Annotated in this window: 17 protein-coding genes; 9 read left to right on the forward strand and 8 right to left on the reverse strand. The window is 61.0% G+C overall.

What is annotated here, in order from left to right:
- Positions 1–65: 65 nt before the first annotated feature.
- The 5 genes from AAC126_RS09695 to AAC126_RS09715 all read left to right on the forward strand — a co-directional run bounded on the left by AAC126_RS09695 (position 66) and on the right by AAC126_RS09715 (position 3563).
- Positions 66–1121, forward strand: coding sequence for a nucleotidyltransferase family protein (locus AAC126_RS09695; protein ID WP_339852713.1), 1056 nt, complete (start codon positions 66–68; stop codon positions 1119–1121).
- A 78-nt stretch (positions 1122–1199) separates the two neighbouring features.
- Positions 1200–1649 carry a SufE family protein gene (locus AAC126_RS09700; protein ID WP_339852715.1) on the forward strand — a complete coding sequence of 150 codons (450 nt, stop codon included), beginning with the start codon at positions 1200–1202 and terminating at the stop codon, positions 1647–1649.
- Positions 1650–1659: 10 nt separating this feature from the next.
- Positions 1660–2085, forward strand: a complete 426-nt coding sequence (locus tag AAC126_RS09705; protein WP_339852718.1) for an iron-sulfur cluster assembly scaffold protein — start codon at positions 1660–1662, stop codon at positions 2083–2085.
- A gap of 34 nt (positions 2086–2119) precedes the next feature.
- Positions 2120–3196 carry an NAD-dependent epimerase/dehydratase family protein gene (locus tag AAC126_RS09710; protein ID WP_339852720.1) on the forward strand — a complete coding sequence of 359 codons (1077 nt, stop codon included), beginning with the start codon at positions 2120–2122 and terminating at the stop codon, positions 3194–3196.
- Between the two features lie 166 nt (positions 3197–3362).
- Positions 3363–3563: a hypothetical protein gene (locus tag AAC126_RS09715; RefSeq protein WP_339852722.1), complete on the forward strand. Its 201-nt coding sequence runs from the start codon at positions 3363–3365 to the stop codon at positions 3561–3563.
- Positions 3564–3630: 67 nt separating this feature from the next.
- Here the strand turns inward: AAC126_RS09715 and AAC126_RS09720 are convergent, their stop codons facing one another.
- The 4 genes from AAC126_RS09720 to AAC126_RS09735 are packed head-to-tail and all read right to left on the reverse strand — an operon-like array spanning position 3631 to position 7224.
- Positions 3631–4488 carry a metal ABC transporter permease gene (locus AAC126_RS09720; RefSeq protein WP_339852724.1) on the reverse strand — a complete coding sequence of 286 codons (858 nt, stop codon included), beginning with the start codon at positions 4486–4488 and terminating at the stop codon, positions 3631–3633.
- Positions 4488–5372: a metal ABC transporter permease gene (locus AAC126_RS09725; protein WP_339852727.1), complete on the reverse strand. Its 885-nt coding sequence runs from the start codon at positions 5370–5372 to the stop codon at positions 4488–4490. The genes AAC126_RS09720 and AAC126_RS09725 overlap by 1 nt, the downstream gene beginning before the upstream one ends.
- Positions 5369–6292: a manganese/iron ABC transporter ATP-binding protein gene (locus AAC126_RS09730; RefSeq protein ID WP_339852730.1), complete on the reverse strand. Its 924-nt coding sequence runs from the start codon at positions 6290–6292 to the stop codon at positions 5369–5371. Before AAC126_RS09730 ends, AAC126_RS09725 begins: the two co-directional genes overlap by 4 nt.
- A gap of 17 nt (positions 6293–6309) precedes the next feature.
- The gene (locus AAC126_RS09735; RefSeq protein ID WP_339852733.1) at positions 6310–7224 is read right to left on the reverse strand and encodes a metal ABC transporter substrate-binding protein; all 915 of its coding nucleotides are present in this window, start codon (positions 7222–7224) and stop codon (positions 6310–6312) included.
- A 191-nt stretch (positions 7225–7415) separates the two neighbouring features.
- On the opposite strand from AAC126_RS09735, the gene mntR reads away from it, so the two are divergent.
- On the forward strand, positions 7416–7889 hold the full coding sequence (gene mntR, locus AAC126_RS09740) for a manganese-binding transcriptional regulator MntR (protein WP_339852735.1): 474 nt from the start codon (positions 7416–7418) through the stop codon (positions 7887–7889).
- A gap of 106 nt (positions 7890–7995) precedes the next feature.
- Positions 7996–9141 carry a histidinol-phosphate transaminase gene (hisC, locus tag AAC126_RS09745; RefSeq protein ID WP_339852738.1) on the forward strand — a complete coding sequence of 382 codons (1146 nt, stop codon included), beginning with the start codon at positions 7996–7998 and terminating at the stop codon, positions 9139–9141.
- Between the two features lie 5 nt (positions 9142–9146).
- Here the strand turns inward: hisC and AAC126_RS09750 are convergent, their stop codons facing one another.
- On the reverse strand, positions 9147–9890 hold the full coding sequence (locus AAC126_RS09750) for a DUF1045 domain-containing protein (RefSeq protein WP_339852740.1): 744 nt from the start codon (positions 9888–9890) through the stop codon (positions 9147–9149).
- 93 nt (positions 9891–9983) lie between these two features.
- Here AAC126_RS09750 and AAC126_RS09755 point away from each other — a divergent pair, with 93 nt between their 5' ends.
- Together AAC126_RS09755 and AAC126_RS09760 are read left to right on the forward strand one after the other, a co-directional pair.
- Complete coding sequence (locus AAC126_RS09755; protein WP_339852743.1) at positions 9984–11135, forward strand: alpha-D-ribose 1-methylphosphonate 5-triphosphate diphosphatase; 1152 nt, start codon at positions 9984–9986, stop codon at positions 11133–11135.
- A 30-nt stretch (positions 11136–11165) separates the two neighbouring features.
- Positions 11166–11738, forward strand: a complete 573-nt coding sequence (locus AAC126_RS09760; RefSeq protein WP_339852746.1) for a PAS domain-containing protein — start codon at positions 11166–11168, stop codon at positions 11736–11738.
- Between the two features lie 3 nt (positions 11739–11741).
- Here AAC126_RS09760 and AAC126_RS09765 read toward each other — a convergent pair whose 3' ends face one another.
- The 3 genes from AAC126_RS09765 to AAC126_RS09775 form a co-directional block, all read right to left on the reverse strand.
- Positions 11742–11987, reverse strand: coding sequence for a DUF2312 domain-containing protein (locus tag AAC126_RS09765; RefSeq protein WP_323798042.1), 246 nt, complete (start codon positions 11985–11987; stop codon positions 11742–11744).
- A gap of 79 nt (positions 11988–12066) precedes the next feature.
- Positions 12067–12390, reverse strand: coding sequence for a DUF1244 domain-containing protein (locus AAC126_RS09770; RefSeq protein WP_339852749.1), 324 nt, complete (start codon positions 12388–12390; stop codon positions 12067–12069).
- 54 nt (positions 12391–12444) lie between these two features.
- On the reverse strand, positions 12445–13215 hold the full coding sequence (locus AAC126_RS09775; RefSeq protein ID WP_339852751.1) for an N-formylglutamate amidohydrolase: 771 nt from the start codon (positions 13213–13215) through the stop codon (positions 12445–12447).
- Positions 13216–13302: the final 87 nt, after the last annotated feature.

Below are 13302 nucleotides of genomic sequence, written 5' to 3' on the forward strand. Positions count from 1 at the left end.
TTTCGATTTCCTGAAGTGACCGCACCCCCTATTCTCGCGGGCTTCGTCAAAGAGGCACTTGTTCGATGACCACGCTCAACTCCATTTTGCTTTCCCCGGATGCGCTCGTCCGTGAAGCGTTGGTGCAAATCGATGTCGGGGCATCCCAGCTTGCCATCATCGTGGACGGTGATCGCCGCGTCATCGGTGTGGTGACGGACGGGGATGTTCGCCGGGGGCTGTTGGCCGGCGTGACACTCGACGATACGGTCGAGAAGATCATGAACCGGAATCCCAAACTCGTTCCGGTGGACGCGTCAGATGATGAAATTCAGGCTCTGATGCGCCGGGAAGTAATCCATCAGGTGCCGATCGTCGATAGCGAGGGGCGGATCGTCGCCTTACGCACTATCGATACCTTCGTTGCCGCCGAACGGCTGGAGAACAAGGTTGTGCTGATGGCGGGCGGCCTTGGTAAGCGGCTTCGTCCCCTGACGGAAACAGTGCCCAAGCCGATGTTGCCGGTTGGCGGGCGTCCGTTGCTGGAAACCCTGGTCCAGTCCTTTGTCGATCAGGGGTTCTATCGTTTTGAGTTTTCGGTGAACTATCGGGCTGAGGCCATCGAGGCGCATTTTGGTGACGGCTACAGGTTCGGCGCTGAGATCGGCTATCTGAGAGAGACGGATGCCCTTGGCACGGCGGGCTCTCTCTCTTTGATGAAGAATCGTCCAGACTCGCCGTTCTTTGTCATGAACGGGGACATCCTCACCTCCATAAATTTCCGGCATATGCTCGACTTTCACAGGGAAAGCGAGGCCTCCGCGACCATGGCGGTATTCGAAAAAGGGTTCGATATCCCCTACGGGGTCGTGGACCTGGATGGGGATCGTCTGGTTGCAATCAGAGAAAAGCCCACCCACAATTTCTTCATCAGCGCGGGGATTTATGTTCTCGAACCCAGTGTGCTGGACCGGATTGAAGCGGGTAAAATACTGGATATGCCGGATCTGTTTTCCCGTATGATCGAGGGCGGTGAAACCATCAGCGCTTTCCCGATCCGGGAATATTGGCGCGATATCGGCCAGCATCAGGATCTCGACCGGGCCGAAGAGGACTTCCCGCAGGTCTTCGCCGGTAAGTAGGGCTTTCTCAGGCCCTGACGTTGACAAGAGCCCGGTTCCAAGCCAAGTCAGAGCCAGATCGAGAATACAGGAAGAGACATGGTTGCTGAGACCGAGATGCAGGCTCCGGAGCGGACGATAGCGGAGGAGCAAGAAGAGCTGATTTCCGAGTTCGCTTTCTTCGACGACTGGATGGACCGCTATCAGTATCTGATCGATCTCGGGCGCAAGTTGCCGCCGCTGGATGAGGCGTTCCAGCGGGACGAGTTCAAGCTGAAAGGCTGTCAGAGCCAGGTCTGGCTTGTCGGCGAGCGGCATGGCGAGCGGCTGGTTTTCAAGGCCATCAGCGACGCGGCCATCGTCTCCGGTCTGATTGCCATCATCCTGCGGATTTACAGCAACAGGACGGCGGAGGAAATTCTGGCGACCGAGCCTGATTTCATCCGCGAGGTGGGTCTCGAGGAGCACCTGAGCCCGACCCGCAAGAACGGTCTCGGCGCCATGCTGAGCAAGATCAAGGCCGAGGCGCGCGCCGCCAGCGGCGGATAGGGGCGTCCCCGTGAGCGGTATCGACGCGATCTATCAGGACAAGATCCTGGCCTACGCGGCCGACATCCCGCGGCTCGGCAAGCTGCCGGACGCGACACACAAGGGTGAGGCGGTCAGCCGGGCCTGCGGCAGTGAAATCAGTGTCTACCTGAAACTCGAAGACGGGCTGATCACCGATTATGCGCAGAAAGTCGATGCCTGTGCGCTTGGTTCAGCCGCTGCATCCATCGTGGCGCGCTCGATTGTTGGCGCCACACCCGCAGAAGTCGAGCAGGCCCGAGATGAAATGCGCGCCATGCTGAAGCAGGATGGCCCTGTTCCCGGTGGAAATTTTGCGGAACTTGGCTTATTGCAGTCCGCGCGGTCTCTGACCAACCGGCACAGCTCCATGCTGCTGGCACTGGACGCTTCGGTCAGGGCTTTGAAGTCTAAATAATCAGCCGCGCAAACGCGGTGTTCTGGGATGAGATATGGCGATTGCACTCGTAACCGGATCGGCGGGCCTGATCGGCGCTGAAGCTGTTCGCTTTCTGGCTGGAAAAGGCCTTGATGTCGTCGGTATCGACAATGACATGCGGGCTTATTTCTTTGGCGCGGAAGCCAGCACGGACTGGAGCCGGGCGCAGCTCGAAACCGGTCTGAAGGGCCAGTACCGGCATTTCACGGCCGATATCCGCGCGCTGGACGCTCTGGAGCCGGTGTTCCGGGAATATGGCGCAGACATCGCCCTGGTATTGCACACGGCCGCGCAGCCGTCCCATGACTGGGCCGCGCGGGAGCCGATCACAGACTTCACCGTGAATGCCAACGGCACGCTGAACCTGCTGGAACTCACCCGCAGACATTGCCCCGAGGCCGCCTTCATCTTCACCAGCACGAACAAGGTTTATGGCGATACGCCGAACCGGCTGCCGCTGGTCGAGCTGGAGAGCCGTTGGGAGATTGACCCGTCCCATGCTTTTCATGCCGATGGCATCGACGAAAGCATGAGCATTGATGCCACCCTACATTCCCTGTTCGGCGCCTCGAAGGTGGCCGCTGACGTGCTGGTGCAGGAATATGGCCGCTATTTCGGGCTGAAGACCGGTGTGTTCCGGGGCGGCTGCCTGACCGGTCCGGGCCATTCAGGCGCGGAGCTGCACGGCTTCCTCGCCTATCTCGCCAAATGCGCTCTCACGGGGCGGGCCTATACGGTGTTCGGCTACAAGGGCAAGCAGGTCCGGGACAATATCCATTCCCACGATCTGGTGAATGCTTTCTGGCACTTCTTCCAGGCGCCGCGTACGGGCGAGGTCTACAATATCGGCGGCGGCAGGCATGCGAACTGCTCGATGCTGGAGGCCATCGCCATGGCGGAGGAGATCTCCGGAAAGGCCTTCAACTGGTCCTATTCGGAGGAGAATCGCGTCGGCGATCATATCTGGTGGATCGGCGATATCTCCAAGTTCAAGCAACATTACCCAGACTGGAGCCTGCAATACGATATGCGGGGGATCATGGAACAGGTGATCGACGGACAACGCGCGCGATTGGTAACTGCAGTATAATTCATTGAAATAAGACCATTTTAGGCCTCTATCGGGTTTTCAACTTCACAGATTGATTCTTAGAATCGTTCTAGTTTGTTGAAAGGAAAAAGATTTTCCTTGCGTTCCGGGGGCGGAATCATATCCTGCCGGTGTATTCGAACGGTGGTTTTTGGTGGAACAGATCATGAGTTCATGTGACGAAGAACTGGGCTGCGGGCCGACGGACACCTGCTACAGGGCCGTGAAGACCGCCTATAGCCAAATGAAAATGCTGGGGCAGAAGGAGCAGATTTGCTTCAATTCCGCCGTTGCCGTTTATCGCCACCATCACCCGGAAGTTCCGGTTGATCGCGCACCCTACGTGATCGCCGACTGGCTCGACTGAGCCGGGCGCCGCACGGGCCAAGCACACCAAGATTTGAAAAGGACGCTTTCGAGCGTCCTTTTTGCTTTCAGGCTCCGATTTCACCCCGTTTGAGTGACGCATGACGTGTCAGCAGCATCCGCCGCACGAATGCGATCACGAACAGCCCGCTCAGGATCAGGATGATGGTCGGGGCGGGAGCGCTGTCGATGAAGAAGCTGAGATAGGTGCCGAGCAGCATGGAGAGCATGCAGACGCCGATTGCGACCATCAGCATGGCGCCGAACCGGCGCACCAGGAGGAAAGCGATGGCGCCGGGGGAGATCAGCAGCCCGATGGCCAGGATCAGGCCCGCGGCGGACAGTGTGGCGACGATGGTGAGGGACAGCGCCGCGAGCAGGCCATAATGCAGCCAGGCAACCGGCAGGCCGATGGCCTGGGCCTGCGCCGGATCGAAGCTGTGCAGCAGCAGGTCTTTCCATTTCAGGGCGATGGCGCCGGAAACGGCGAGCGAGATCAGACCGGCTGTCCAGAGCTCATCCGTATCGACCCCGAGCATGTTGCCGAACAGGATATGGTCGAGATGCACGTTCGTCTTGATCGAGACATAGAGCACGATGCCGATCCCGAACATGCCGGAGAACACCACGCCCATCACCGTGTCCTGCTTCACCCGGCTGTTGTGCGAGAGGTAGCCGGAGGCAAGTGAGCAGGTCATTCCAGCAAGGAAAGCGCCGATAATCAGCGGCCAGCCGAGAATATAGGCGAGCACGATGCCCGGCAGTACCGCATGGCTGACCGCATCGCCCATCAGGGCCCAGCCCTTGAGCACGAGAAAGCAGGAGAGCAGCGCCGTCGACACAGCAACCAGCAGGGAGATGTAGAAGGCGTTCAGCATGAAGCCGAACTGGAACGGCATCAGCAGGGTGTCGAGGGAGAAATCCATCAGGCGCTGTCTCCCGCTGATCGGCCATGGCGGCTTTTCAATGCGGCGGCGGCTTTTCGTTTGGCGGCGAGCAGCCCGTGCTTGGGGGCGAGGACGAAGACCACCAGGAAGATCAGGGTCTGCAATGTGACGATGATGCCGCCCGTCGCACCGTCCAGAAAGTAGCTGGCATAGGCGCCAAAGAAGCTGGTCAGCGTACCGATGGCGACGGAGGTCATGATCAGCCGGGGAAACCGGTCGCAGAGCAGATAGGCGGTCGCGCCCGGCGTCACCACCATGGCAATCACCAGGAAGGCGCCAACCGTCTGCATCGCGGCGACCACGCAGGCGGACAGCAGCACGAAAAAGACGGCTTTCAGCAGGCCGGGGCGGAGGCCGATGGAGCGGGCATGGTTCTCATCGAAGAAGGTGACCATCAGGTCCTTCCATTTCGCCAGCAGGATGGCCAGCGAGATGAACCCGATCAGGGCGAGCTGTAGCGTGTCCTCCGGCGTGATGGCGAGGATATTGCCCATGGTGATGGTCTGGATACTGACCGCCATCGGATTGATCGAAACCATGAACAGGCCGAGGCCGAAGAAGGAGGTGAAGATCAGGCCGATAATGACGTCGATCTTCAGGCCCGACCGTTCGGAAAGGAACAGCATGGCTCCGGCAGCGAGCCCGCCCGCGATGAAGGCGCCGAGGGCGAAGGGCAGGCCGAGCATGTAGGCCCCGGCCACGCCGGGCACGACGGAATGGGACAGCGCATCGCCGATCAGCGACCAGCCCTTGAGCATGAGGTAGGAAGACAGAAAGGCGCAGACCCCGCCGACCAGGGCGGAGACCCACATGGCGTTGGTCATGTAGCTGTAGGAGAAGGGCTCGAGGAGATACGCGATCACGGCTTGTTTCCGCCACGCCCGGGTTCGTTCTCGGAGCCGCGCTCCGGCAGCTCGCCGAAATGAACGAAGGGGCGCTCGTCGTCGGTAAAGATGGTGACTTCGCGCGGATCGCCATCCTCGTGCATCACTTCGCCGCCGAGGGTGAAATGACGCAGCACGCCGCCGAAGGCCCGCTCCAGATTCTTCCGGGTGAAAGTCGTCTCGGTCGGCCCGTAAGCCAGCACGGTGCCTTTCACCAGTACGGTGCGGTCGCAGAATTCCGGAACCGATCCGAGATTGTGGGTCGAGACCAGCATGACCCGGCCCTCGTCCCGCAGCTCCCGCAGCAGCTCCACGATCTGATCCTCGGTCTTCACGTCGACGCCGGTGAAGGGCTCATCCAGCAGGATAACCTGGCCGTCCTGGGCCAGGGCGCGGGCGAGAAAGACGCGCTTGCGCTGACCGCCAGAAAGCTCGCCGATCTGGCGTTTCCGGTAATCCAGCATATTGACCCGGGACAGGGCCTGCTCGACCGCTTCATGGTCGGCGGCGGAAGGGCGGCGCAGGAAGCCCATATGGCCGTAGCGCCCCATCATCACCACATCCTCGACCAGCACCGGGAAGCCCCAGTCGACATCCTCGGATTGCGGCACATAGGCGACCAGGCTCTCGCGCATGGCTTCCCTGACGGTCCGGCCGAGCAGCCTGATCTCGCCCTTGGCCGTGGGCACGAAGCCCATGATGGCCTTGAACAGGGTGGATTTCCCGGCGCCATTGACTCCGACCAGCGCTGTGACCGTGCCGCGCGGGATCTCGAAGCTGGCGTCATGGAGAGCCGTCTGGCCGTTGCGGTAAGTCACGGTCACGTCATGGGCAAAGATGCCGCCGGCACTGTCGTGATCTCTGCCGGGTCTGTTTTGCTGATCTGGACGGGTGGGCATGATTTGAAAATCCGGGGTCAGTTCGCGGTGGCGGCGGTAAGGCCGTCCGCGACGGTCCTGGCGGTGACCGTCAGAAGATCGAGATAGGTCGGCACCGGCCCGTCCGACTCGCTCAGCGAGTCGACATAGAGAACGCCGCCATATTTCGCGCCTGTCTCCCGCGCGACCTGTTTGGCCGGTGCGGTGTTCACCGTGCTTTCGCAGAACACGACCGGGATCTTGTGCTCCCGCACGCCGTCGATGACTTTCCGCACCTGTTGCGGCGTGCCGACCTGATCAGCGTTCATCGGCCAGAGATAAAGCTCCTTCAGGCCGAAATCGCGGGCGAGATAGCTGAACGCGCCTTCGCATGTCACCAGCCATCGGGAGGCTTCGGGGATTGCGGCGATCCGGGCCCTGAGCGGCTCGATGGTGCTGCGCAGCTTGTCCTTGTAGGCAGCGGCGTTGGCGGCATAGGTCGCCGCGTTGGCCGGGTCCTGCGCCGAGAAGGTTTTGGCAATGTTGTCTATATAGATGAGAGCGTTGTTCAGCCCCATCCAGGCATGCGGGTTCGGTTTGCCCTCATAGGCGCCTGTTGCGATCGGGATCGGCACGATACCGTCGGTCAGGGTGGCGGATGGCTTGCCATCGAGATGGGAGAGGAACTGCTCGAACCAGAGTTCCAGATTCATCCCGTTCCAGAGCACCAGATCCGCGCCGCTGGCCCGCACGATATCGCGCGGTGTCGGCTCATAGCCGTGAATTTCCGCGCCCGGTTTGGTGATCGAAACAACCTCCGCCGCGTCACCGGCGACATTCGCCGCCATGTCGGCCAATACGGTGAAGGTGGTGACCACTTTCATCTTGGCCGAAGCCGGGGACGAGAATGCCAGTGCGGAAACCAGAACGGCACAGAGTACGGCCAGTGCCAGAAGGCGTTTGCCGGTGTTCATCCTTCGATAAGCTCCCAAGGGTAACCTGCAAGACGGAGCAGGTTATTAAGGCGGTCCGTGCTACGATGGGCACATGACAGATATGGCTCATTTTGTTAGTGGGTCAATAAAAAATTAGTCTATGCTAAGTTTCTAGACTGAACGTAATCGGGTGAAGGGTCGGCGCGTTGGGCAGAAGTCGGGACAGCAAGATGGCGGAAGACCGGGATACACCGGTCATCGACTTGCAGGATTCGGGCAAGCGCGCGGCGCTGTTCGAGCGGATCCGGCGCGACCATAGTGTCGAAATCGCCGAGGATTATGTCGAGCTGATCGCCGATCTGATCGAGACCAACGGCGAGGCCCGGCTGGTCGATTTGGCGACCTTGCTGGGCGTCAGCCGGCCAACCGTGAACAACACGATCCAGCGCTTGCAGAAGGACGGGTATGTCGAGAGCAAGCCCTACCGCGCGATCTTTCTGACGGATAAAGGCCGGGCGGTGGCCGAGCATGCGCGCCAGCGGCACTATATGGTTCTCGATTTCCTGCACACGATCGGCGTTCCGGCGGACATCGCGGAAGCGGATGCGGAGGGGTTGGAACATCACCTTTCAGCACAAACTCTTGATTGCCTCGCCCGGGCGACCGAAGCGCTGAAACGGACCTCCGGTTCCGGCGAGAGTTAAGCGGCAAATCCATCTGTACGGCCTGGAGAATTAGCCATAGGATCACGCGTCCTTTCCGGAGCGTGCCTGCTCCTGTTCCATTCGATTGATGTCCGGGAGCCATTCGATGGCTGAATATTCCGCCGATAATGCCGCCAATAGTTCCAGCGAGCCGACCATTCCGAAGCCCGCTCTGCGGGCTCTGCCCAACCCGGGGCGCCCGCCGGTGGAGGCGGATATCGCGCGGAACAATCCGGATCTGATCATCCGGCGGATGAACCTGAATGAATCGCCGATCCAGCCCTCTCCGAAAGCCATCGCGGCAATGCAGGAGGCCTGCACCCGGGTCAACCGCTACCCCGATCCGCAATGGCGTGCGCTGACCGCGGCGATTTCGGAAGAGACCGGCATCCCGCAGCATCGCATCGTCATGGGCAATGGCAGCGACGAGGCAATCGTCTCCGCTGGCCGTCTGTCCGTCTCGCCGGGCGATGAAGTGCTGGTCCCGAACCCGTCTTTCCCGAGCTATAACAACGCGGCTGCGGTGAATGGCGGCACGCTGATAACGGTGCCGCTGAAGGCGGATGGCAGCAACGATGTCGACGCCATGATCGCCGCTGCAACGGACCGGACCCGGCTCGTCTTCGCCGCCTCTCCGAACAACCCGACCGGCAACGTGCTGAGCTCCGAAGAGGTTGAGCGGCTTGCTCTCGGCATTCCGGATACGGCTCTGCTGGTGCTGGACGAGGCCTATTACGAATTCGGCATGCATGCCGGTGGCGAGGACCATCTGAAGGTGATGGCGAAGCGCACCGGTCCCTGGGCCGTGTTCCGCACTTTCTCGAAAGCCTACGGCCTCGCCGGCATTCGGGTCGGGTACATCCTGGCCGGATCTGACGAGATCGCCATCGCCTTCCAGAAAGTGCGCAGCGTGTTCAACGTCAACGCGGTGGCCCAGGCGGGCGCGCTGGCGGCGTGGGGCGACAAGGACCACCGTCACATGCTGCTGGAGAAAACCCGGATCGAGCGGGAACGTCTGGTCGCGGGGCTGACGGCGCTCGGGGCGGAGCCGTTCCCGACGGTGGCGAATTTCGTCACCGCGAAGATGGACCGGCCGGCGGAGGAGATCGTCGCGGCGCTTCTGGAAAAAGGCGTCATGATCGGACGCCTGATGCATCCGGGATACGAGAATTATATCCGGGTGACCGTCGGCAGCGATGAAGATACCGACGGCTTTCTGGCGGCCCTCAAGGAGGTTCTGGCCGATAAGTAATCCGGTCAGCTCCCGAAGGCGAAGCGTCCAAGACGGGTAAAGGGCGCCTTCCTGTTTTCCTGCTGGAAGACCGAGATGGCGTCCACGGCGACCGGCGTTGCCAGCGCTTCGGCGCCGTGCTTCAGGATCTCCTGCATCAGCGCATCGCGCTCGCTGTCGTCCTTGATCCGCTTCGACAGGGTCATGTGGAAGCGGAATTCCCCCATCACATAGGGATAGCCCCAGCGCTGCAGCATCTGCTCCTGCTGTGCCGAAAGCCCGGCAGCCCGCCGCTTTTCGAGTTCCGCTTCACCGGGGAGTGCCCGCATCGGATCGAAATGGCGGACGCAATCGGCGGCGAGTTCCCGCATCTCCGCCTTGCTTTCCTTCTGCATCAGCGCCAGGAAGCCGGAAAGGTCTCGGGCCACGAGCTGTACCTGGAACGGCGTGCGTGCGGCCGCGAAGGCCGCGGCCTCTTCCAGCAACTGGTCGGCCGTGTTGCCGTCTCTCAGATGAAACGGCGGCTTCAGCGTGGCGTGAAAGCCATAATTATTCGCCGTTGCAGTCAGCTCGGTCTGCCGTGCGGCATCAATTCCGTCGAGCCCGGGCTGATCCAGTGCCGCGCCGCTGACCGCATCGCGGCCAAGCCAGGTCGAGCCGAAACGGTGTAGCGGGGTATCGCTGTCCGGCGCGAAATAGATCGCATAACGCGAACCATCCGGGTTTACCGCCGGGGCGAATGCAGGGAACTGGGGCGAGTTGCTGGTCATGGTCAAATTGACTCCGAAAGGGTCATCTTACTGTCAGGCCGACCGTGTATAGTCGGGCTCTTATGGCATGGTGCTGGCTTTTGGAGAAGTGCGTTGGGGGCGTTGGTTCAGGGGGCTCGGGTTCTGGTTCCGGGCGAGGGACTTGTTGAGACGAATGTGCGGATCGAGGACGGGAATATCGCCGAAGTGGGCGGTGATGCGGGGCCGGGTGACCGGCTTGTCGATGCGCGCGGTTTGCTGCTTCTGCCGGGCATCGTCGATCTTCATGGCGATGCGTTCGAGCGTCAGATCATGCCCCGGCCGGGGGTGCATTTTCCGATGCAGGTGGCTTTCGCCGATACCGACCGGCAACTGATCTCGAACGGCATCACCACGGCCTATCATGCCGTGACCTTCTCGTGGGAGCCGGGCCTGCGCGGCCGGGATACCGTGATCGCGATCCTGGACGGGCTGGAGGAAGCCCGGCCCCGGCTGCTGGCGGATTCCCGCTTTCACCTGCGCTTTGAGCTGTACAATCTGGATGTCGCGGACGAGGTGGCGGACTGGATGCAGCGCGGCCGGGTCGATCTGCTGGCCTTTAACGAGCATATGGCGCCGATCCTGCGCAAGGCCGACCGGGGAGAGCCGCTGGGCACCTATACCGGCCGCACCGGTCTTTCAGAGGAGGATTTTCTCGCTCTGGTACGCAGCCTCGATGCCCGTACGGATGAGGTTGCGCCAACCGTGAAGCGGTTGGCCGAGCTCGCCAGGACGCACAATATTCCGATGGCATCCCATGATGACCGAACCCCGGACGAGCGCCAGCATTTCAACGCGCTTGGCTGCGGTATCGCCGAATTTCCGCTCACGCTGGAGGCGGCGGAGGAAAGCCGCAAGCTTGGCAATACTGCGATTTTCGGGGCGCCGAACGTGTTACGCGGTGGCAGCCATATGAAGGATGGCGGGATACGCGCGGCCGATGAAGTTCGGGCCGGACGGTGCAGCGCGCTGGTGTCTGACTATTATTATCCGGCCTTGCCGCAGGCGCCGTTCATCCTGGCCGAGGCCGGGGATGCCCCGCTGGAACAGGCCTGGGATCTTGTCTCGCGCAACCCGGCGAAGGCAGCCGGTCTTGATGATCGCGGAGAAATCCTCCCCGGCAAGCGCGCCGATTTCCTTCTGGTGGCACCACCGGATGGCGGAAGGGCGACGGTGAAGGCGACTTTCTGCGCGGGTAAACCGGTTCTGGTCTCGGACTGGATCTGACGGCGGCACTAAATCGCAATACTCTTGTGAATGCGGTCTTGGCCACCTATTGCATCGAGGCTATCTTGTTGGGTTAGGGAGAGACTTTATTTTTCAACCTATGTGGCTGAGTGGATAAACGTGACGTCGACAGAGAGACGAAAATCCAGCGCGGTGATTAACGGAGAAACCGTATTTGAACGCCCGGCCGTGGGGCGGCTGGTTTCTCACTGGAGGGAGGTTTGCGGGGATCGTATGGCTCCCCGGCGGGACGAAGTCGATCCGATAGATCTCTTCGAGTTTCTGCCGCATATCGCAATGATCAAACCGCTCGATGCCGGGGCGGATTTTCAGTTCAGTCTGATAGGTACGGGCCTCGTTAAACTCTATGGCCTGGTGACCCGGCAGAACGTGTCGCGCATCGAGTGCGGCCCGGAGATCCGGGAAGCGCTTCAGGAGAGTCTGCAGCTCTGCATGTCGGAGAAAGCGCCGGTGCACGATATTTGGCGGAACGTGCGGACGCTCTCGCAAGTCGATGTGACGATTGAGGTCGCGTTCGTGCCGATATCCGAGGACGGGATCGAAGTCAGCCGGATCCTCGGATACCACATCATTCTGAACTGACGCCTATTCGAGGCCGATGGCGCGCTTGTAAAGCTCGAGCAGGTGCTCCTGCTCCTGCAGGTCGTCCTTGTCCAGTTTCCGGAGCTTCAGGATCTGGCGCATTGTCTTGACGTCGAAGCCGTTGCCCTTGGCTTCGGCGAAGACATCCTTGATGTCTGCCGCGAGGGCCGCTTTTTCTTCTTCGAGCCGCTCGATCCGTTCAATGTAGGAAACAAGCTGTTCCGCAGCGATGCCGCCGACTTCAGTCATGGAATATCCCCGTCAATAGAAGAAAAATCGCCCGGACAATAGTTGCGGCGCTCGATCCCATCAAGCGCCGTCGCGGGCCTCAGTGATTTTGTTTCGCCATCTCGGCGTCGAATGCCTTCTTCTGGTCACCGCTGGCCTCTGACTGGTACTTCGCCTTCCACTCGTCATAGGGCATGCCATAGACGATTTCGCGAGCCGCGCCGTAATCGAGCTCCAGGTCCCGGGACTCGGCTTCCGCCAGATACCATTTCGACAGGCAGTTGCGGCAGAACCCGGCGAGGTTCATCAGGTCGATATTCTGCACGTCCTTGCGTTCGTCCAGATGCGACAGCAACCGGCGGAAGGCCGCTGCTTCCAGCTCCAGCCGTGTCTGGTCGTCGAATTTGTCTGCCGGATTACCCATGATGTCTTCTCCCTCGGTCCTGCGGTTCCGTTCTCTTCCCGAAGAGACGGAGAGTCATAGAGTAAGCGACGAAACCGCGATTTCCAGTGCATTCCCGAAAACCCGCGCCCATTTGTGCGCGCCTTCCCGGGTGGCGACAAGGTCCTGTCTGAACTCGACCCCGATATGGGGATGTCCGGCCGCTTCCGGATGCTCGTACAGGGAGTACCCGCCATCGCGTCCGGAATAGGGCTCGTTATCGCCGATGGTGAGCGCGGAATCGCCGCGCAAGGCCTCTATGACCGGGCGGGCGAGCCGTTCGTCCCGGTTCCAGATGATGCCGATCTCCCAGGGGCGCGGCGTGCCCTTGTCCTGCATCATCGGTGTGAAACTGTGCAGGGCGACGATGACCGGGCTGCGTCCGTCCTCTGCCATCGCGGTCATCCTTTTGCGGATGGCCCGGTGATAAGGCTCGAACAGCTTGATTCGCCGCTGCTCCCGGTCTTCCGGGGAAAGCCCGATGTTGCCGGGAACCCGTGTTCCGTCGGCAACCTCCGGCATTGAGCCTTCGGTGCCGGGCACCCGGTTGCAATCGATCACCAGCCGGGAAAAATTCGAATGGACGAGCGGCGCGTCGAACCGGTCGGAGAGATACTCCGCGATCCAGGAAATCCCGATATCGTAGCCGATATGCCGGGCGAGTTCGGCTTTCGGCAGGCCAAGATTGTTCAGGGAGACCGGGACACGGTTCCGGTGATGGTCCGAAATGAACAGGATCGGGGAGCGGCCATCGGGATTGCGTTCGCCGAACGCAACAGGGTCCCGGCCAGTCAGGATGGCGGTCATGATATTCCGGAAAGTCAGGTTTGTGTGCCGCTGCGATCTAGCCGCTTTGCCGCCCGGTGACAAGTGAATGCAGATGGCTTGTCCGGG

The organism is uncultured Nisaea sp., from assembly GCF_963974195.1.
Taxonomy (GTDB): domain Bacteria; phylum Pseudomonadota; class Alphaproteobacteria; order Thalassobaculales; family Thalassobaculaceae; genus Nisaea.